The organism is Bartonella sp. AC158YNML (assembly GCF_042196725.1).
In the GTDB taxonomy this organism is placed as follows: domain Bacteria; phylum Pseudomonadota; class Alphaproteobacteria; order Rhizobiales; family Rhizobiaceae; genus Bartonella.
This window is the reverse complement of record NZ_JBHIQU010000006.1, coordinates 58,964-80,260: the sequence shown is the minus strand read 5'-3', so window position 1 is coordinate 80,260 and position 21,297 is coordinate 58,964. Positions and strand designations below refer to the sequence as shown.

General features: G+C 35.4%; 13 protein-coding genes and 4 tRNA genes. 12 read left to right on the top strand and 5 right to left on the bottom strand.

Annotated features, from left to right (window positions below; genetic code table 11):
• Window positions 1–575: 575 nt before the first annotated feature.
• The 8 genes from ACFIM1_RS04890 to mazG all read left to right on the top strand — a co-directional run bounded on the left by ACFIM1_RS04890 (window position 576) and on the right by mazG (window position 14,344).
• Complete coding sequence (locus tag ACFIM1_RS04890; RefSeq protein ID WP_375607102.1) at window positions 576–5,135, top strand: hypothetical protein; 4,560 nt, start codon at window positions 576–578, stop codon at window positions 5,133–5,135.
• 1,065 nt (window positions 5,136–6,200) lie between these two features.
• Entirely contained in the window at window positions 6,201–8,519 is a 2,319-nt protein-coding gene (locus tag ACFIM1_RS04885; protein ID WP_375607101.1) for an NADP-dependent malic enzyme, read from the top strand.
• 188 nt (window positions 8,520–8,707) lie between these two features.
• Window positions 8,708–8,992, top strand: coding sequence for an acyl carrier protein (locus ACFIM1_RS04880; RefSeq protein WP_005773457.1), 285 nt, complete (start codon window positions 8,708–8,710; stop codon window positions 8,990–8,992).
• An 11-nt stretch (window positions 8,993–9,003) separates the two neighbouring features.
• Window positions 9,004–10,179, top strand: coding sequence for a beta-ketoacyl-ACP synthase (locus tag ACFIM1_RS04875; RefSeq protein ID WP_375609381.1), 1,176 nt, complete (start codon window positions 9,004–9,006; stop codon window positions 10,177–10,179).
• 15 nt (window positions 10,180–10,194) lie between these two features.
• On the top strand, window positions 10,195–11,469 hold the full coding sequence (locus tag ACFIM1_RS04870; protein ID WP_375607099.1) for a beta-ketoacyl-ACP synthase: 1,275 nt from the start codon (window positions 10,195–10,197) through the stop codon (window positions 11,467–11,469).
• A 61-nt stretch (window positions 11,470–11,530) separates the two neighbouring features.
• Window positions 11,531–12,559, top strand: a complete 1,029-nt coding sequence (locus ACFIM1_RS04865) for a zinc-binding dehydrogenase (RefSeq protein WP_375607098.1) — start codon at window positions 11,531–11,533, stop codon at window positions 12,557–12,559.
• A gap of 6 nt (window positions 12,560–12,565) precedes the next feature.
• Window positions 12,566–13,495 carry a lipid A biosynthesis lauroyl acyltransferase gene (locus ACFIM1_RS04860; protein ID WP_375607171.1) on the top strand — a complete coding sequence of 310 codons (930 nt, stop codon included), beginning with the start codon at window positions 12,566–12,568 and terminating at the stop codon, window positions 13,493–13,495.
• A 33-nt stretch (window positions 13,496–13,528) separates the two neighbouring features.
• A complete protein-coding gene (gene mazG / locus ACFIM1_RS04855; RefSeq protein ID WP_375607097.1) occupies window positions 13,529–14,344 on the top strand; it encodes a nucleoside triphosphate pyrophosphohydrolase in 816 nt (271 codons plus the stop codon).
• Window positions 14,345–14,414: 70 nt separating this feature from the next.
• Here mazG and ACFIM1_RS04850 read toward each other — a convergent pair whose 3' ends face one another.
• A complete protein-coding gene (locus ACFIM1_RS04850; protein WP_375607096.1) occupies window positions 14,415–14,780 on the bottom strand; it encodes an iron-sulfur cluster assembly accessory protein in 366 nt (121 codons plus the stop codon).
• 604 nt (window positions 14,781–15,384) lie between these two features.
• Between ACFIM1_RS04850 and ACFIM1_RS04845 the strand changes: the two genes are divergently transcribed.
• Window positions 15,385–15,461 (top strand) — tRNA-Pro (locus tag ACFIM1_RS04845).
• Between the two features lie 260 nt (window positions 15,462–15,721).
• Here the strand turns inward: ACFIM1_RS04845 and ACFIM1_RS04840 are convergent.
• The gene (locus ACFIM1_RS04840) at window positions 15,722–16,189 is read right to left on the bottom strand and encodes an Hsp20 family protein (RefSeq protein WP_375607095.1); all 468 of its coding nucleotides are present in this window, start codon (window positions 16,187–16,189) and stop codon (window positions 15,722–15,724) included.
• Window positions 16,190–16,447: 258 nt separating this feature from the next.
• On the opposite strand from ACFIM1_RS04840, the gene ACFIM1_RS04835 reads away from it, so the two are divergent.
• From ACFIM1_RS04835 to ACFIM1_RS04825, 3 genes are all read left to right on the top strand, one after another.
• Window positions 16,448–17,365, top strand: a complete 918-nt coding sequence (locus tag ACFIM1_RS04835; protein WP_375609380.1) for a serine aminopeptidase domain-containing protein — start codon at window positions 16,448–16,450, stop codon at window positions 17,363–17,365.
• 835 nt (window positions 17,366–18,200) lie between these two features.
• A complete protein-coding gene (gene cpdR / locus ACFIM1_RS04830; protein ID WP_005773448.1) occupies window positions 18,201–18,563 on the top strand; it encodes a cell cycle two-component system response regulator CpdR in 363 nt (120 codons plus the stop codon).
• Between the two features lie 97 nt (window positions 18,564–18,660).
• A tRNA-Val gene (locus ACFIM1_RS04825) sits at window positions 18,661–18,735 on the top strand.
• A gap of 1,497 nt (window positions 18,736–20,232) precedes the next feature.
• Here the strand turns inward: ACFIM1_RS04825 and ACFIM1_RS04820 are convergent.
• The 3 genes from ACFIM1_RS04820 to ACFIM1_RS04810 all read right to left on the bottom strand — a co-directional run bounded on the left by ACFIM1_RS04820 (window position 20,233) and on the right by ACFIM1_RS04810 (window position 20,820).
• A tRNA-Arg gene (locus ACFIM1_RS04820) sits at window positions 20,233–20,309 on the bottom strand.
• 39 nt (window positions 20,310–20,348) lie between these two features.
• The gene (locus ACFIM1_RS04815; protein WP_375606624.1) at window positions 20,349–20,654 is read right to left on the bottom strand and encodes an ETC complex I subunit; all 306 of its coding nucleotides are present in this window, start codon (window positions 20,652–20,654) and stop codon (window positions 20,349–20,351) included.
• A gap of 89 nt (window positions 20,655–20,743) precedes the next feature.
• Window positions 20,744–20,820: transfer RNA gene (locus ACFIM1_RS04810), tRNA-Pro, on the bottom strand.
• Window positions 20,821–21,297 lie beyond the last annotated feature (477 nt).

Here is a 21,297-nt window from a genome sequence, read left to right as displayed (position 1 = left end):
TTCAGAAACAAACAACTGAAATCAGAGAAAAAACAGCTCTTTAAGGCAATAATAAAGTACAACTTACGAAAATCTATATTAAATTAGAAATTTTTCCACGTTTACTTTTTTATGAGCTTACAATTCAAAGGCATACTTTATACATCCTAATATACATCCTAAGCTATTACAGACTATATGTGATGATGAATCTGCTTCGTTTAGAATCAATAAAAGCAAGCGGACAACAACATTTATTAACGATTATCGATATTAAAGAGAGGCATTCGCACCTTACTGTATATATAACCGCTATTAAATTATCCTTATTTCAAAGATTGCCGGCTTATAAAGCTTTTTATAAACACAAGTTGTAAACAGTGTTTTTGTTTTAGTTAGATTTAAATAATAAATTGTTTTTACTATATTTTATAATATTTTAAAACAGGATACAAGAAACTGCGTTAACTTTATCTTGATAAGTTTTTAAAATTTTCCCCTAAGCATATTCCTTTCTAAATAATTAACAGCTAGTATATAGAAATTATGTGGAAGAGGACGTATCCCTTTTCCGGCTGTAAGAGTACGAGGCGAGTATGGCACGCAGAACAAAATTGCAAACATTTGAAGTTGAAGTTGAAGAAGCCCTCACAAAAGCTATGAACTTTGATTTCGATAACACAGGATTTGAAACGATATCATCCAATAATTCTGAAAATGTTGTTAATGTCGATGATCTGATTCAAAAAATTGCAATGGCAGAAGAAGAATTTTTTGCTGAAAACGGTACATCAACTTTTGTTTCTAATATTCATGATGAAGCTGTTATTGATAAATCCGTTGTTGAACAGCTTTTTGCTCCAAAACCTTCACCTGATATTTCAGGTGGAACTGTTCATAATACATTGTTGTCTACAAAACTTCTTCCTGCAAATGATGATATAACAACCCCTGTAAATTTTGGACCATTAAAGCAGCGTTCTTCCTCTCGAGTCTACTGGTATACAACAGCGCTTAGTGCTTTATGGGCAACGGGAGGAGCTTTTATTGCGCATAAACTCGCACCTACCGGACTCAGCTCCTTATCCAATATCAGCACTTTTGTTACATCCCCAACAGGCCTCGCTGTAGCAGCCGGAACAGCAATTCCTATCCTTATATCTTGGGGCGTTGCTCAATTAACAAAACGCTCAAACGACTTGCATAATATTGCTCTTCTTATGACCAATGCTGCACAGCGCCTTAGTGAACCACAACATCTATCCGAAAAACAAGCTATTGCTATAGGGCAAACCATTCGTGAAGAAGTAGCGGCAATGAACGAAGGTATTGAGCGTACCCTCGGACGTGCTGTTGAACTTGAAGCAATCATACAAGGTGAAGTTCACAATCTAGAACAAGCCTATGCTGAGAATGAATCACGCATTCACACATTAATCAAAGAATTGAGTAATGAACGCATAGCCATTTTGAATCATGCAGATCGCGTACAATCAACAATTAAAGGAACCCAAGAACAACTGAGTGATGAATTTGGGTTGGTTACCTCTAACATTGTCACCAATGTTGAAAAGCTTGCACAAACCCTTTCTCAAACTTTACAAAAACAAGGTGAAGACCTTGTTGAAAAACTTTCCTGTGCCGGTGATGGCGTAACAAATCAACTTGTTGAAAAATTTAATAAAACAACAACACAAATTCAGCAAAAAAACACGGAATTTTTTCATGAATTAGGAAAAAACTTTGATGGCTTTGCAAAACAATTTGATCATAATGAAAAACAAATAGAAAAAACTTTTAATGAAACAGCTGAAAAAGCGGAAGCGCATGTTGCTAAAATTGCAACACATATACAAACAGTAACAGATCAAACTTTGCACGCTGTCGATGAAAAGTTTAAAGCCTTAGATAAAGCTCTTATTGATCGTAATAATCAATCTATACAGAATTTTGATGAGAAGATCTTAAAGCTCGACGACCAAGCACATAAACTCTCTTCTAAATTTGATAACGTAACCTCGCAAGCGATTGGAGCCTTTGAACAACGTTTAGCAACTGTTGATCATTCTCTTAAAAAACATAGTGATTCCATTATTGATTCCTTTATAGAACAAAGTCAGGCTTTAGAGGATAATGCTGAAAAACTTGGTAACTTCTTGGAAGCTCATGTCTTGAAAATAAATGAGAACCTCCAAGAAAAAACAGCAGACATTACCCATGTATTTACAAATGGACGTGAAGCTATTCTTTCTGCAATTGATAAAAGTAAAGAAAGTCTGAGAGAAGAAATTCAATATGTCGACAATGCCATTGTTGATATCATACAAGAACGTTCACAAGATTTTAAAGTACAACTTTCTGATCAACGAGCTCTTATGGCAGATATGCTCGATAACGAGAAGAATAAAATTGCGGATACATTAAGAAATCAAATTGATGTTTTATCCCAAAATACTTCTCATATTGAAAAAGTTTTGGCTGATAATGTTCAAGTCGTTGATAAACAAGCTGAAAATCATATTACGAACATCATTCAATGCACTGAAAAGTTACAAGATGTCATTGTACAAAGTTGTAATACAACCCAAGATGCTTTAGAAGCACAAGCGAGAAATATTGATATCCGTGCTGATGCTCTACGTGACTCTTTAGCGATTAATAGTTTTTCTCTCAATGAAGTTCTTGCCGATCAAGCACGCACACTCGAGCAACGCATGGAAACAATCCATAATCTCATTGCAAAAAGTGATATACGTGTTGATGTTGCATTGAAACAACAGATAGATTTAGTTGAGAGCGCAATTGTTGCGAACAATAAAAATATTACTGAAACGGTTCAAGATCATATCAAAAATCTTGAAAGTCAGGCAGAAACTTTAAAGAATACTCTCTCTCAATCGAGTGGTGTTTTCTTTGAAACTCTTGAGACGCGTATGGAATCATTTGATACAAATCTAGAAGTTCGTGCACACAAAATTTTTGAACGTACAACAACGCTAGAAGAAACATTATCTGAAAAAATTAGCCAAGTATGTGAAGCTATTGATGCACAAACATCTGTTATTGAGGAACGTTCTGACACTTTAAAAACATCTCTCATGCTTAATAATGAACAAAGTCAGATAATTCAACAAGCGCTGGAAAGCAGTGTTGACAATATGCGTGTCACCTTAGAAGATTCTGTTAATACAGTGACAGATAACCTGCACAATCAGATTATAAAGGCCTCTGACATTCTTTCTTCTACAAGTGAACAAATTCTTTCTTCTGTTACAAATGTTACTGCACAAGCAGAAAATATTCTTTCAGAATCAGGAAATCGCATTGTATCAAACGTTAAAAAAACAGTTTATGATACCAGTGAAAAAGTTCTGTCCGTTTTGTCTGAACAAACAGCACATACTGTCGAAGCTTTCACAACAGCCAGTCATAATGCACAAGCATTATTGAATGAAACTATTCACACATCAACAACAGCAATAGAACAAGTCCTTAATGAACGCTGTGATGTTCTTCATCACTCTATGCAAAATCTTAAAAATAATTTAGGACATCAGCTCTCTGATGTAACGAGCCGTCTGGAAGATGCAAGAAATCAAACAGCCACACAAATTTCAGAACATGTTGGAAAAATAACAGAGCTAACAAATCACTTAAATCAAGCAGCGCAAAGTACGACAGAATCAATTGATTCTTTAACACAGCATATCGGTGAACAACTCTCTCTCTCCACACAAGATGCTGAACAAAGAATTTATGCACATAATGAATCTCTAGTGAATAGCTTAACCAAAGCTAACTCTGAAACACTTCAAACAATAACGATTATGAAGGAAGAGCTTGTTAATAATGTCTCATCCATCTTAACACAGTTGAATCAATCAATTTACAATTTTCACGAAAATAGTAATGTTTTATTATCGGCTGTTCAAAATATTGATGGGCAGTTTAATGAGAGTACGAATAATTTTTTCCGCAACACGGACCAAGTAGCAGAGCGTTTGTCAGCCTCAAATCAAGCGCTCAATACTAATGTTGAAATTCTGCAAGGACTTTCAAAGAATACCTTTGAACAAATTAATCATATAACGAGCAGTTTTGGTGAGCATGCAAAGACACTTTCCCAAACTATTCATGTTCTTGAACAGTCTGAAAATTCACTTAGTGCAACACTTGAAGAAAAACATAATACGCTTTCTGTATTAAGCGATGCTCTTGTTTCAAAGTCTCATGAAATTAATCAAATGATTGGGCATTATGAAAAAATCTTCAACTTAGCACTTGAACGCTCTGATAAGAATGCGCGTAACTCCACAAATTCATTCCAACAATCACTTAATAAGCTTGTTAGTGAAGCATCAACGCGTTTTTCAGAAGCAGCAGAAGATATACGTCGCTCCGCTGATGAAGTTCGTTTAGAGCTTTCAAAGATTAATAATGATATCAATGAAAATGTAAAAAAACTTCCAGAAAAAACAAAAGAAACAACGCAAACAATTCGCACAGCTTTGAATGAACAGATTACAGCGTTACAAGATTTAGTCAGTGTTATACAAAATGATCAAAAGAGCGCACAAAAACAGCTAATATCAGCATTTCCTACATCATCAATGTTTAATCAAAAAAGTGACAGTTCCACTGAGTCTGTTAAAAAGATTGTGCCACCTAAGCCTATTTTGCAACAAGATCAAAGCAAAAAAAGACCAAATAAATGGGTATCAAATCTCTTAGAAAGAGCTTCACGTGAAGAAACATTTTATGATGCTCCCCCTAGTGAGGCTGTTTTAACATCAGTGCAAACAAAACCATCTCCTGCAAACTGCTCTCTTAATTCATTAGCTGCTGGTATAGTGCAAGCGATTAATCACAATGCCATTGTTGAGCTATGGGATCATTATCAACGTGGACAAAAAAACATCGTAACAGAACGCCTTTATACCTTAAGTGGACAAAAAATATTTGAAATGATTAAGAAAAAATATATGAGCGATTTTGGGTTTAAACGTTCAGTGAATCAATATGTTACAGATTTCGAAAAGCTCTTACGTGATATATCGCGCAGTTCTGGCTCTTCCAACTCAGTTCGCAAGTACTTGATATCAGATACCGGAAAAGTTTATACTATGCTTGCTCATGCAAGTGGTCGAATCCAATAACAAATAAGAAAGTGGAAAAAGATATTTTTTCCACTTTCTCTCTCTAGTCGTTTTAATGGCTCATCATAGAATGCTTTTCTTTCAACTGTAGCTTTGTACTTCAAAGGTTGGGATAATTGGCATGCGGTTTTCTTTGATATCCTAAGCAATAATCCTAAAGAAGCGTAATGGCTTATCAAACAACATATCATTCTAAGAATGATAAAGCATGTTTTCTATTTCCTTATCTTTTTCTTAACTCCTTTATTTTTCATATTTTCATAAAAACACAAAGATTTAATAAAATTATTTTATTTGCTAGCCTTTAATATTTTTTCATGCGTTATTATTAAAATGGCTCATAAGAGAGATTTCTATTCCTTTCTTACATGTTTTTATCCACATATTAAGCGCACTTGAAATATCTAAGTAAATATTTTTATTACATTAGGTGAATTTGAAATGAATGTATCTTATTGTACTCAACTTTCCCATTCAATATACGAGATGATTCATTATAAATTATAAAGCAAAGCGTTAATGGAATGGACTTTATGTATAGAGTGCGCAATTACAGCTGTTTTAGTGACATATTCATTGCTTAAAACAACATATTTGTCATTCTCAATGTTCCAAACTCCTTTAAAATAGCTGAATAAACAATTTATAACTGTCAAATTGTTGTTTAATTTTTTTCTACCTCCGTATAAAACTTTAAATAAAATATATATTTTATAAAAAACGAATGAAATGAATAAGAAAATTTCTTCTGTTCTTTCCTTATTTTCTAAGCATTGCAAAAAAAATAATGACTTGGTAATATAGTCGTTAGAAAATATTTTATTCTTTTGTAAACTAATCAATTTTTATGCATTTTATTAAGGAAAGAAAAACAAACGTGCGACTAACCATGAAATTATTCATGCGCACAAACCAAAAGAATTACCAAATTGGTTTTATGATCCAGAAGAATTTGCTCATGCTCACGCATTTTGATATTCAGAGAAATGAGGATCTATTAGTGGACAAAACCTTATCGTAGATAGAACACTCATATAAATACACACTAACTTGGATATCATAAAAATGTCTAGAGAACGAAATAGTGATTTAAGGTCACCAAAAGCTGAACTTGACAGTGCCGCGCTTTTTTATCACCAATACCCTAAACCTGGAAAATTGGAAATACAAGCAACAAAACCTCTTGATAATCAACGTGATTTAGCTCTTGCTTATTCTCCAGGTGTTGCAGCACCATGTCTTGCAATTCATGAAGATCCTAATCTTGCTGCTCTATATACCTCCCGTTCTAATTTAGTTGCCGTTATATCAAATGGAACTGCTGTTCTTGGTTTAGGAAATATTGGCCCACTTGCTTCAAAACCAGTTATGGAAGGCAAAGCTGTTTTATTCAAAAAATTTGCGAATATTGATGTTTTTGATATTGAAATTGATGCATCCAATGTAGAACAAATGGTACAAACGGTATCGACCTTAGAACCTACATTTGGTGGTATTAACCTTGAAGACATTAAGGCCCCTGAATGTTTTGAAATCGAAGAAAAGCTGCGTGCTAAGATGAATATTCCAGTTTTTCATGATGACCAACATGGAACTGCCATTATTGTTTCTGCTGCTGTATTAAATGCCTTAAATCTTTCAGGAAAAAAAATTGAAAATGCAAAAATAGTTACCTCAGGTGCAGGTGCTGCTGCCCTCGCTTGCCTTAATCTTTTGGTTCGTCTTGGGGCAAAAGTTGAAAATATTTGGCTTAGTGACTTGGAAGGCGTTGTTTATGAAAGTCGCAAGACCCTTATGGATCGTTGGAAAGTTAATTACGCACAAAAAACTGACGCACGAACTCTATCTGATATTATTGATAATGCAGATATTTTTCTAGGTTTATCTGCGGGTGGTGTTTTAAAGCCTGAACATCTTAAAAGAATGGCTCCAAACCCATTAATTTTAGCGCTGGCTAATCCAGTACCAGAAATTATGCCTGAAGAAGCACAGTCTATACGACCAGATGCAATGATCTGCACAGGACGCTCTGATTATCCCAATCAAGTTAATAATGTACTTTGTTTTCCCTATATCTTCCGTGGTGCATTAGACGTAGGTGCTACGGCAATTAATGAAGAAATGAAAATGGCCGCTGTTCATGCGATTGCTGCTCTTGCACGTGAAGAAACTTCAGATGTTGTAGCACGTGCATACTCAAAAGAACCTCCCAGTTTTGGTCCAGACTATTTGATTCCCTCTCCTTTTGATCCACGTTTAATACTGCGTATTGCTCCCGCTGTTGCTAAAGCAGCAATGGCAACAGGTGTCGCTATTCGTCCCATTGAAGATATGGAAGCCTACTATGATATCCTCAATCGATTTGTCTTTCTTTCTGGTTTAACGATGAAACCTGTTTTTGCAGCAGCAAAAACAGCAAAACGTAAACGCGTCATTTATGCGAATGGTGAAGATGAACGCGTCCTTCGAGCAGCACAAGTTGTCATTGAAGAACAAACAGCAACACCGCTCCTTATCGGCCGTCCACATGTCGTAGAAGCTAGATTAAAACGCTTTGGTTTAAGAATTCGTCCTGGTATAGATTTTGAATTAACAAACCCTGAAGATGACCCACGTTTTCGTGATTATGTTAATTTATTTTTTCATTATACAGGAAGACGTGGCGTTACGCCTGAAATGGCAAAAACAATAGTAAGAACATCAACAACGGCTATTGCTGCCCTCGCCGTTATGCGAGAAGAAGCAGATGCAATGATTTGTGGCTTAGAGGGACGTTTTGAACGTCAACTTGAATTGATTGAACAAATTATCGGACTTGATCCTAATGTTCACCGTTTTTCTGCTATGAGTTTACTTATCTCTCAACAGCGTACTCTTTTTCTCACAGATACTTACGTCAATGAAAATCCTTCTGCAGAAGAAATCGCTGAAATGACTGTATTGGCCGCTAAAGAAGTTGAAGCATTTGGAATAACACCAAAAGCAGCCTTATTATCACACTCAAACTTTGGTTCTAAAAACACAGAAAGTGCGCGTAAAATGCGACGTGCAACAGAAATTCTTGCCCAATTACACCCTGATTTAGAAGCAGATGGTGAAATGCACGGTGATGCTGCCCTTTCTAAAGTTTTTCGTGATCGTGTTTTTCCTGATTCTCGTCTTAAAAGTGAAGCCAATCTGCTTATTTTTCCAACACTTGATTCAGCCAATATCACGCTCAACACTGTTAGAAGCCTTACAAATGCACTTCATGTTGGTCCTATCTTGATCGGGGCAGCACGTCCCGCGCATATCTTAACACCTTCGGTAACTTCACGGGGAGTTGTTAATATAACAGCCCTTGCCGTCCTTGCGGCAAATAGAAAAAATAGTCTCGTAAAATAAATGTGCAATAAAATTTCAAAGTTTTTTAAATATTGAGGTATAGTACTTCATATACTGTAAACCTCTTTTCTCTATAGAAAAGACAGCTATATTCTGGATTAATTCTTTTTTTTAAAGAGAAAAAAGGCTAGAAGAATAGTATTAAATATATTTTGAATTTACTAACTCTATAATAAGGAATCCGTACATTGCCTTCCACGTTTGATAAAGTTGCTGATATTATTGCAGAAATCAGTGAAATTGATCGCAATACAATTACGCCTGAAAGTCATACAATTGACGATTTGGGAATCGATAGTCTTGATTTTCTTGATATTGTTTTCGCTATTGATAAAGCTTTCGGAATAAAGGTTCCACTAGAACAATGGACGCAAGAAGTCAATGAAGGCACAGTTGCAACGGAAGAGTACTTTGTTCTTAAAAATCTTTGTGCAAAAATTGATGATCTCGTTGCCTTAAAACAGGCGGAGTAATTTTTTTCACCATGCATGATCAATCTGTATTCATCACTGGTATCGGCCTCATAAGCTCTCTGGGAGAAGGAACTGATCAACATTGGAATCTCTTAAATGCTCAAGCCCGTACACCAAATCTAGATTGTACAACTTTTTCGCCCTACACGGTTCATAAAGCGCCCGAAATTGATTGGAGTTCACAGATTCCTAAAAAAAGCGATCAACGACAAATGGGAACATGGCAGCGTCTTGGTACCTATGCGGCTGGTCTTGCTCTTGATGATGCCGGCATGAAAAATAATGAACAACTCACTTCAACAATGGATATGATCGTAGCGGCAAGTGGAGGAGAGCGTGATATTACTGTTGATACACAAATTCTTTCTAAAGCGCGCACAATCGCCGATCATGCTTCTATGTTAAATGTTGCTCTTTCAACCGAACTTCGTCCAACATTATTTTTAGCACAACTTTCAAACCTTCTGGCAGGAAACATTTCAATCGTTCATAAAGTCACTGGATCTTCTCGTACATTTATGGGAGAAGAAGGCAGTGGGCTTTCTGCACTTCAAATTGCTGTAGCCCGTATTAAATCAGGACAAAGCACCCATGCTCTTGTAGGAAGTTCTTATAATGCACAAAGTTATGATATGTTGTTGGCGCATGAACTTGGTGGTCTTTTAACCCATAATGGATGGAGCCCAGTGTGGAATCGTGAAATTCACCCCGGCGGCGGTATTATAACCGGTTCTGGTGGTATCTTTCTAGTTCTTGAAAGTGGAGAGCATGCGAAAAAACGTAACGCGCGTGCTTATGCTGAAATTAGTCAAATTGTTACAGACCAAACAGATAGAACCAAAACTTCACTGAGAGAGTCAATTGCAACAATGTTGAAAACTGTGGGCGCTAAATCTGCCTTAGTCATTTCAGCAGCCTCAGGTGCTCACGAAGCAACAAAAGCAGAACAATATGCTCTTGACGATGCTGATCTATCTTATCGCGGTATTACAACATTATTTGGTTATATGCGGGAAGCACAATTTCCTCTAGCGCTTGCTCTGGCAGCACTTGCAATTGAAAAAAAACACTGTTTTCCAGCATTAAGTCCTCATGAAAAACCTTTTCCTAAAGAAGTGCGTGAAATATTTATTACAACTATTGGTATAAAAAGAGCTGAAGGTATCGTGCGTCTTACAGCTGTTTGAAGGGGAATTTCTATCGTGAAATATCATGATCATTTTGGACGTCCACTTGTAGCAATAACTGGTGTAGGCGTTGTCACATCACTAGGACGAGGAAAACATGAAAATTGGCAAAAATTAACAAGCGGTGTAAGCGGAATCCACAAAATAACACGTTTTCCCATTGAGGGATTAAACACATATATTGCTGGAACGATTGATTTCCTCAAAGAAAGTACGTTTGGTGCTTCAGCTCTTTCTGAAAAGCTTGCACATCTTGCTGCTGAAGAAGCGTTAGAACAAGCAGCTGTTGATAAAACAAATTTTAATGGACCACTTTTTCTAGCTGCTCCTCCTGTTGAACTTGAATGGAAAGCACGTTTTAGTCTTGATCAAGAGGAAAAATTCAATAATGAGCCTTCTTATGCGGATCTTCTTAAAGTCTGTAAGCATAAACTCCATGAGGCACTTTTTGAAACCACACAATTTGGTGCAATTGCAGAAAAACTTCAAAAAACATTTGGCACAAAAGGACTTCCCGTTACACTTTCCACTGCCTGTGCATCTGGTGCAACAGCAATTCAATTAGGTGTTGAGTCTATTAGACGGAGAGAGACAAATAGAGCGCTCATAATTGCGACAGATGGATCAGTTTCAGCAGAATCTCTTATTCGTTTTTCGTTACTATCTGCTCTTTCAACTCAAAATGAGCCTCCAGAAAAAGCAGCAAAGCCCTTTAGCCGTGATAGAGATGGTTTTGTTATGGCAGAAGGATCAGGCGCTCTTGTTCTTGAATCTCTTCAAAGCGCATTAAACCGTAATGCTACAGTTTTAGGAATTTTAGCTGGCTGTGGAGAAACCGCCGATGACTTTCACCGTACACGTTCAAAACCCGATGCATCACCAGCAATTGAATCCGTTCGTAAAGCCTTAGACGATGCACAAATAACCATCAATGAAATTGACTATATTAATGCCCACGGAACTTCAACACCTGAAAATGAAAAAATGGAATATCTTGCATTATCAACTGTCTTTAGTGATCTGTTAGAGCATATTCCAGTCTCTTCTAATAAATCAATGATTGGGCATACATTAACTGCTGCTGGTGCAATAGAAGCCGTTTTTTCTCTTTTAACCATTCAATCAGGGGTACTTCCACCGACAATAAATTACGATAATCCTGACCCTTCCATCCCTTTAGATGTTGTTCCTCATCATAGCCGTAAAGCCTGTGTTAATGCGGTTTTGTCAAACTCTTTTGGATTTGGTGGTCAAAATATGAGTCTTGTTATCACAGCCTATAAAGGATAATCCTTTATATAATAAAAATTTTGTAACGCTAACCTAATAACGTCTTTTAAGGGGGCTGATAATGCGTGCACTGCAACTCTTTAATGAACGTCGACTTGAAATCACCAATATTCCCTCGCCATCTTCACCTAGTCTAGGTGAAGTAACTGTGCGGATAAAAGCCGTTGCCCTTAATCATATTGATGTATGGGGATGGCGTGGCATGGCCTTTGCGAAAAGAAAAATGCCTCTCATCATTGGTGCAGAAGCCTCTGGTGAGGTTGTACAAATAGGAGATGGCGTTGAACATCTCCAACTTGGACAGATTGTCTCAATTTATGGTGCACAAACCTGCGGAGTATGCAAAGCTTGTCATGAAGGACGGGATAATCTTTGCAGTAATGTAAAGGGAGTCTACGGTTTTCATCTTGATGGATTTGCGTGTGAGTTTGTTAATCTGCCAGCACGTTTATTGGTTCCAGCACCACCCCAATGTAATGAATTGCAAGCAGCTGTTGCTCCAATTACTTTTGGTACTGTAGAACATATGCTTTTCGATAACGCAAAACTACAAGAAGGAGAAACAATCCTGATACAAGCAGGTGGTTCCGGTATTGGCTCTGCAGCTATTCAACTTGCAAAACACATGGGCTGTACAGTTATCACCACCGTAGGTTCAGATGAAAAAATTGCAAAAGCACACGCTCTTGGAGCAGATCATGTGATTAATTATCGTAAAGATCGTTTTGAAGGTGTGGTGCGGAAATTAACCCAAAAAAAAGGTGTTGACGTTGTTTTTGAACATGTTGGTGTCGATACATGGAACGGTTCTCTGTTATGTATGAAAAAAGGAGCACGCTTAGTGACTTGCGGTTCTACCTCTGGTGTTTCAGCACCAATAAATCTCATGCAATTATTCCAGCAACAGCTTAAGATATTCGGTTCATTTGGCTGCCGTATGGAAAATATGAAAAATGCCATGCAAAAAATGGCACAAAAAGCCGTACATCCTGTCATTGATACAATTGTTGGACTGGATGAAATTGATACAGCTTTAAAACGAATGGAAAGTCGTGATGTTTTTGGTAAAATTATCCTTAAAATCGATTAAATCATGATGAAACTTTCTCTTAAAAATCTCATATATCGTATTAAAATTATAGCTAAAAAAATATCCTATTTGTTATGGGCATATCTACTCTTTGGTTCTTTATTTATTCTAAAGTGTTTTCCAGCCAAAATGGGAATTTCTTTTTTTGCTTGGTTAGCAAAAAAAATTGGTCCCCTTATCCATCGTCATCAAATCACACTTGCAAACCTTAGGAGTGCATATCCAGAAAAAACAGAGCAAGAACTCCGTGCGATTGCAATAGAAATGTGGGAAAATATAGGACGTTTCCTCGCTGAATATATTTTTCTTGATAAAATTTTTGATTTTGATCCTCATGCAGACAAGCCAGGTTTCATTGAGGTTAAAGGCATTGAAATATTTGAGCGATTAAAAAATGAAAAAAAACCACATATTTTTTTCACCGCACATACTGGCAATTTTGAACTTCTGCCTATTTGTGCACAAAGTTTTGATCTTAATGTTACGGTATTATTTAGACCACCCAATAATCCCTATGTTGCCAAACGAATCCTTAAAGCACGACAAACTTCTATGGGACATCTTGTTCCCTCCAAGGCCGGTGCCGCATGGGCATTAGCAGCCAAATTAGAAGAAGGTGAAAATGTTGGTATGCTCGTTGATCAAAAATTTCGCCGCGGTATCATGGGAACATTTTTTAACAGACCTCTTAAAACAAACCCCTTAATTATAAAACTTGCTCGACAATATGACTGTGATATTTATCCAGCACGTTGTATTCGTCTACCTGGAGGACGTCATCGTTTAGAGTTATATGAACATGTAGAACTTCCACGTGATGAAAAAAATGATATCGATATAGCGGCTTCTACGCAAAAATTAAATGATATTGTTGAAACTTGGGTCCGTGAATATCCTGGACAATGGATGTGGTTACATAGACGTTGGGACATCTAACATAAGCTCTATTGCTTACAAAGGAAGTGCAAAATGTTAGCCTCAAAAGATATCAAAGATCTCACCGCAATTATCACTGCATTACGCAATCCTGATAGTGGTTGTATATGGCATAAAAAACAAACTTTTGAATCTCTCATACCCTATATGCTTGAAGAAGTTTACGAAGTCATCAATGCCATTGAACAAAAAAACCGAAGGAATCTCTGTGAAGAACTTGGTGATCTTCTTTTACAAGTTGTCTATCATGCTACTATTGCACAGGAAGAAGGCAGTTTTACTTTTGAAGATGTTGTTTATGCAATTACGGAAAAAATGATTCGGCGCCATCCTCATGTTTTTGGAAATGCTGTGCAAAAAGAACGGGGGATTATAAAAGAGGAGTGGGAATATATAAAAATCAGAGAACAGGCTGAACAAAAAAGAATGTGCGAAGAAAAAAACAACAATTCCTCCACAAGCATACTCGCAACAGTAAAACAAATCCAGCCAGCAAACCAAGAGGCACTTGCTTTACAAGAAGCAGCAGCTAAAGTAGGTTTTGATTGGCAAAAAAGTGATAAAGTTTTTGAAAAAATAGAAGAAGAACTGGAAGAGCTCAAAGAAGCCATCAAAAATAAACAAAACTCAGAGATAGAAGCAGAGTTTGGAGATCTCTACTTTATACTCCTTAATCTCGCGCGCCACTTAGCGATTGATTCACAAAAAGCATTAAAAAAAACGAATATAAAATTTCGAAATCGTTTCGCCTATATTGAAGAAAAGCTATCCACTCAATCTAAAACACTTACTGACGCATCCTTGAATGAAATGGAAGCACTTTGGAAGCAAGCTAAAAATGAACGATAAAAAATAGTAGATTTCTTCTACCTAAAAGAACAAGCGCCTCTAAAATTACTAAATTATAATTTAGCTTAGTTCAATTTGTTTTATATTGATCCTGCGTAGCAGGACGAAGTTCCACCGATTCTCCACACCCGCATGCTGAAACTTGATTAGGATTTTTAAAGACAAAACCAGACCGCAGCGTTGTCACTTCATAATCCATCTGCGTCCCTAATAAAAATAATACCGCATCATGTGCTACAAAAACACGGGCACCATTCACTTCAACAACATCCGCATCTATCCCCTTTTCTTTGACAAGAGTAATTGTATACTCCATCCCTGCACAACCACCTTTTTTGATACCAACAAGAATACCCTGTGCATCTTTTTCATCCATAATCGCTTTAACACGATCCACTGCTGCTTGCGTCAAATTTATTACCGAAAAACGGCTCATCCTTTACTCTTTTCTTAGTCCAATAGACACTTTGAAAGTTTTTCCTCTATAATATTTTATCTGATATTTTAGAAAAAAACGAAACATAAATTAAAGCATTCTGATCTTGTTTATTTGGATAAAAATACATACCCGTAAAATGAGATTTGTGATTATACAATCCAGAACTTACAATTTTTTATCCACATAAAATGAAAATACCTCGTCTATAAAACTCTAAAAAAACGAAAACTTTTCAAAACCATACATTCACTCCTCTTCTTTTGAAAATCTTTATCTTTTTAGAAAAGTAACGATTAGGTAAGAAAAAATATACCTTCCGCACTCATTTGCTCCAATTCATACCCCTAAAGTCACCAATCTTACCCCCTCCTCACAATCTCAAAAGTAATTAAATGCATACATCTATTAACTATAGAGCTAAAAATTTAATGATCACAAAGAATTTTACAAATTCGTTATTTATCTTGAATTAACAACAAAATATTGATGTCCAAAATTTTTACTTTCAAAAGCTCTAAGTGCAAGAGCATTTTAGATTTTATTCTGTTTATTTTTTCTCTTGCCTTTAAAGAAACAGTCATTTAATCGTTTTACACGAACTCGGAGCGTAGCGCAGCTTGGTAGCGCACTTGACTGGGGGTCAAGGGGTCGTGGGTTCAAATCCCGCCGCTCCGACCATTTTTAAAATGCTATAAAATGAAAAAATAAGCTGACTTCACAATCGAATTATTACGCATTTTAATTGCACACACATGAACTTTTTCTTCAACGTAAAATAATGTGCAGTGATATTTTATCATAAATTTGAGGTAAGCTGTTTTATTAAAATGCGCTTCGTTCTTAGGAAAACACATACGAAACGCGAGACCTTTTGCCTCGCGTTTTTTATTCTTCAGAAAAATTTATAATTATCCGATCTCATATTTTCTAAATTTTCTTTACACAATAACGTCGCTGTTATCATTTTTTGTAATGGATGGTGACATCTGTACGGTTATCTTTTTTGGTTTTAATTCAGCTGGCATTTCCCTTTTAAGCTGAATATGAAGAAGCCCATCTCCAAGTTCTGCCCCAATAACCTTAACATGATCAGCCAAATGAAAACGCCGTTCAAAAGCACGCGAAGCAATACCTCGATAAAGAAACTCTCGTTCTTCAGCATCATTTTCAGGCTTTCTGTCTCCTTTAACGATCAGCTGGTTACAATGTGTTTCAATATCAATTTCATCTTGAGAAAAACCAGCAACAGCCATAGAAATTCTATAAGAATCTTCAGTTAAACGTTCAATATTATAAGGGGGATAAGAAGAAACTTCATCTGGTTGGGTTCTAGAATCAAACCAATTAAAAAGATGATCAAAACCTACTGTGGAACGATAAAATGGTGAAAAGTCTACTTGACGCATAATATTGCCCTCCTCTAGAGCGACTATAATTTATAATTGATTCACAAAGTTCCCAAATGGCAAACTTGCTTGTGAACCCATGGCCCCATCATGGCAACCACACTATATTATCTAGTAATCGTTTTTCTTTATTTCAACTCTTTGGGACCTAAATTGATAAAAACTATCTAAAAAGCAATATACCCCTTTTTAAATCCTCTTTCTTCATTACATAAATGTCAAAGCACTAAGCGACAAATACAATGTAAAGGATTTCAATTGGAAACACCTCTTTATCCCATAGACTGGGGTTCCACTTCTCTTAATATCCATCATGATACTCTTAAAATAGCAATAGATCATGAAATTCGTTTTGCTATAACATATCCTGAGGTGGAAAAATCTAAGGGAACAATTGTTATTCTCAAAAGCTACGCAAATACTTTAGAAAAATATTTTTTATTAATAAATGAAATTTCTAAACGCGGTTTTCATACAGCAATATTTGACTGCTTTGATCAAGAAAAAACATCCTTCAAGATAAGAAAACAAAGCCGACATCATTGTTTTGATATAAATAATGATATTAATGACTTATATAAATTTTTTAAAAATATTGTTTATCCTAATTGTCCGCCGCCTTACTCTATGCTCGCCTATGGCATAGGTGGATTGATAGCACTTAGCGGATTAGATCTCATTAATCATCAGTTTAATAGATTACTCTGTGTTTCTCCCCTTTTTGCTCCATTCGGAAATAAAACGAATAGTTTTCAACATAAATTAACACAATTTCTTTCTGATATAGGTCTTGGCTTTATACCAGTGAAAAATGGGAAAAAATTAAACAAGACAAAACAAAAAAATATACAATTGGGACACATACATAAAGTGCCGCTCCCTTCCATTAAGCCCCCAACATCTCAATGGATGGCTTCAGTATTTAATACGATTGATTCTATGAAGAGAAATGTACTTCATGGAAATTTACGAATCCCAACACTCTTTATTCTTGCCAATCAAAACAATATTGCAAACAACATTGAAGTGCGGCAATTATGCCAACACACACGTCTAACAGAAAGTATTACTATTACAGGCGCTGAACTGGATACAATTATGGTTAACGAAGATTATAAAAAACAATTTTTGGCTGCATTTGATGCCTTTATTCCCGATAATGTATCTGTAAAATAACTAAACCTTAATTTCCACTCCGCCCCATCAAAAAAGAAAATTTCTACGAGCATTGGATCTACAAACACTTTTAAATATAATAGATTTTTCTTTCCAACCACTCATATGATTTGTTTTCTAGCCTTTACAGGCAAGCCATGACCTAAATATTCACCACGCATTCTAATAAAAAACTAATATACAAAGTATATCATTACATTAAAAAATATTATTTTACATCATAAAAAATAACTTAATAAAAAAACTATTTATATAAATAATAAATCTATCTTAATATAACATGATACATATTTACAAATAAAGCATTAAAATACTATTTTTTATTTGTTATAAAATACTCATTTAATATTATATCTAGAAAAATAATACTTTTCATCTATTTAAGGAAAAAACTGGAAATAAAGCGCATTTATAATATTTATTACAAATCTCTATAAAAACAAATAAATATAAAATTTCTATTTCTTAGGAGAAATTTTTAAAAACAATAAATTAACATAATATTCTTTTAATTTCTCGATATAGGAAGTCCCTACAATAATGGTTTTCATAATTTTTTTAATGGAATTCTGATAATAATCAGCAAATTTAAAAGAAAAGATAGCAATGAATCATCTTAGAAGTTTTAGAGCCCCCCTTCTTTTTTCAAAATCACATACATTTCGAATTTAACCAACTCACAACGAATATACTGTATTGTAAATAAGAATGTAAGAATTAACCATTTTGCCATTCATTTCAATTATGAGCATTTTAGCACCTTTTTTATAAATACTCTATATTGTATAATTGATGCGGCAAAAACTCTGACAAATGGAGCCATTGGAACATAATCATGAAACGAATCCTGCTCGCAGAAGATGATAACGATATGCGTCGCTTTCTCGTAAAAGCCTTAGAACGTGCAGGCTACGAAGTCGCCGATTTCGATAATGGTATTAGCGCATATGAACGTTTACAAGAAGAGCCATTTTCCCTTCTCCTGACTGATATTGTGATGCCAGAGATGGACGGAATCGAACTTGCACGACGTGCTACTGAAATTGACCCTGATTTACGAGTAATGTTCATTACAGGTTTTGCAGCGGTAGCACTCAATTCAAATAGTGATGCCCCTCCTGATGCAAAGGTTCTCTCTAAGCCATTTCACTTACGTGAACTCGTCAATGAAGTTGAAAAGATCCTTATCGCTGCTTAAAAAGTATTTTTTAAAGTTATTTGCATCTGTTGAAAGAGAAAATAAAATTAGGCATTGACGTTTGGCATTCTATATGGTGTATGCAACATCAATGAATGGGCGTGTAGCTCAGCGGGAGAGCACTACGTTGACATCGTAGGGGTCACAGGTTCAATCCCTGTCACGCCCACCATTCAATTTTATACTGCAAGTGACTTATTGATTTTATATATCTTTTTTAATGTACGGGGTATGTGGATAAAAGTGAGGGAATATAAACTCCCAGCATGCGCTCTAAAAAAGTATCCTTTGTTAATTTTTTTTATTTTAATATTTTATTTATTGAGTGCTTTCTGTGAAAGAGGATTCACATTTTTAACAAACCCACCTAAAGTTTCATAACTTAATGAATCTAAAGAACTTTTTATAAATAATCTTACGGCAGATATCTACTTCTTTAAAAAAATATTGTTTATTTCCTGATCTATCCTCAATTTTTTTATTTCTCTCATCTCTATTGGCGTATACTTATTGCCAGAGCCGTCAGATATAACAACAGTCAATAAAACGCCTGGTTTTTAGATTCGACATTTTAAATTTAGCAATTACAGAATGGAACAAAGTATTAAAAGAGTAAAAAACACCAACGAATCTTTTTATCCGCACTGCATTCCTACTGAAATAAAAAACAGGCAAAGATGACCTTGAATCGTACAAATTTAAGAACATTCAATCTTATCCCATAGCATTTTAGTGTGTAGATGATTGTTTATACTAAAAGACCTCTAGCATGACGTACAAACTATAAAAAGATAAGCTAGAACATTTTAAAATGTAAACTGGAATCGAAAAATTTAACGCTCCGAGATACAATTCATGTTCATTCACAATTCAAACAGCATATGTGCAAGATAGCCTATGAATACACAACGCTATGCATTCTCAAATCTATAAACTAAAAAACATAAACATTGCTTATAGCTCTACCTGAGAAAAATCCACAATGACAACCACGTTAAATCAAATTGGTTGTAAATATATCTCATTGAAAAAATATCTTATCTGTGCCCCATACCGCATCTTTTTATACAAAAAAATACTGAAGTCATCACTTGCTATAAAAGGCATAACCTTTATATGAAAAAATATATTTCACCCCTTCCTGGGGACGTCTTTAAGCTCCCATCATAAACAGATATCGTTTTTATTCTTCAAAGTTCCGTAAAATAGTTATAAATGGGGCCCATCATGCCTTGAAAACCAATCTTATCAAAGATCATACTGAAAAGACATAATAATATTATTGATCTAAAAACAAAAAGAATCAATTTAGAATAGATATTGTTTTTGCAATTTTATCGGAATTAGCTGCAATGCTTAGGTATCATCTAAGAAATAGGATATTTTTTTTCAGAAAAATGAAAAGGAACGCGTAAAAGAAAGTTTTGGTAATCTGTTTTGTAAAGCATATAATACAGTAGATACTAAAAAATTAGCAATAAATAAAATTAGCAGCAACACATGTTTCTAATGCGGGAGCTACCCTATACAACTTCAAGCACTTTTGGGCTGAACAGAAGACGGATTGGCATCGCTTTATACTCAAAAAGCTGAAAAAACGCTTAGCAATAAAATAAAAGAAACAAAAACCCCCCAATTTTTTGTGCCGCCTATTGATATTATTTAAACGTGGTGATCCCGACAGGATTCGAACCTGTGACCCACGGCTTAGAAGGCCGTTGCTCTATCCAGCTGAGCTACGGGACCCAACTGATTATTTTCTCAATTCAAAATAGCATCTTTAATTCAATGTGTCCAAGGTTGCTGACGATCACTGCGAAAATTATCAGAATAAGAAATAGCACGTCGAATCGATGTATGTTTCTTTTCTACACGGTAAGAGATAGCATTCTTACGTGCAAAAGCAATCGCTTCTTCTTTCCTATTAAATCGGATCCTTACCTGATTATTCATATCAGACGTTGCCGTGTATCCCATAAGAGGTTCAAGCATTTTTTCTTTCATCGGCTCATACTCTAGAACCCAAAAACTTGTATTCCCCTTCCCTGACTGCATAGCTGTCTTAGCAGGACTATAAATACGTGCGATCATGTCTTTTTCCTTAAGATTAAACAACGCTTGAATGATAGTTTCTCATCACACGTACCCAATTTGGTCATTTTCACACACTCAATCAAATATGGTCGGAGCGATAGGATTCGAACCTACGACCCCCTGATCCCAAATCAGGTGCGCTACCAGGCTGCGCTACGCTCCGCCATTTACATTTACTTGATGCACATTTCCTAAAATTTTCACAACAGAAGTGCAAGAGAAAAACACACTTTTTTTAAATTTTGTTGCATTTCTTTACAAAAAAGCACATTTTTTAATTTTTTCCCCTACTCAATAACAAATTTATTGACAAATAGTAGAAAATAACCTCCGTAAAAAATCCAATCTATATTAAAAAAGAATGAATTTCTCTATAAAGACTTCATAATTTTTATCCTGTTTTAAGCAAGCTCTCACTGTATCAAAACGCATTTCACAGATACAGTTTTAGAAAAAAACAACTTAAATATCATAGAAAAATTTTCCCAAAGAGAACATAAGCCAAAGAATTCAGCTGTATTAAACTTTTTTCTCCTCTTTTTCTATCTTCCCAAGGACTCTTTTATTAAAAACTTTAGAATCTGCGACAATTCATATTCATAAACAACAAACATTTTTTCAACGCACAAAGGTTTCATTA

Coding starts and splice junctions, on each gene's coding strand:
- ACFIM1_RS04890 (WP_375607102.1), top strand. CDS start 576: ATGGCACGCAGAACAAAATTGCAAACATTTGAAGTTGAAGTTGAAGAA.
- ACFIM1_RS04885 (WP_375607101.1), top strand. CDS start 6,201: ATGTCTAGAGAACGAAATAGTGATTTAAGGTCACCAAAAGCTGAACTT.
- ACFIM1_RS04875 (WP_375609381.1), top strand. CDS start 9,004: ATGCATGATCAATCTGTATTCATCACTGGTATCGGCCTCATAAGCTCT.
- ACFIM1_RS04865 (WP_375607098.1), top strand. CDS start 11,531: ATGCGTGCACTGCAACTCTTTAATGAACGTCGACTTGAAATCACCAAT.
- ACFIM1_RS04860 (WP_375607171.1), top strand. CDS start 12,566: ATGAAACTTTCTCTTAAAAATCTCATATATCGTATTAAAATTATAGCT.
- mazG (WP_375607097.1), top strand. CDS start 13,529: ATGTTAGCCTCAAAAGATATCAAAGATCTCACCGCAATTATCACTGCA.
- ACFIM1_RS04850 (WP_375607096.1), bottom strand. CDS start 14,780: ATGAGCCGTTTTTCGGTAATAAATTTGACGCAAGCAGCAGTGGATCGT.
- ACFIM1_RS04840 (WP_375607095.1), bottom strand. CDS start 16,189: ATGCGTCAAGTAGACTTTTCACCATTTTATCGTTCCACAGTAGGTTTT.
- cpdR (WP_005773448.1), top strand. CDS start 18,201: ATGAAACGAATCCTGCTCGCAGAAGATGATAACGATATGCGTCGCTTT.
- ACFIM1_RS04815 (WP_375606624.1), bottom strand. CDS start 20,654: ATGATCGCACGTATTTATAGTCCTGCTAAGACAGCTATGCAGTCAGGG.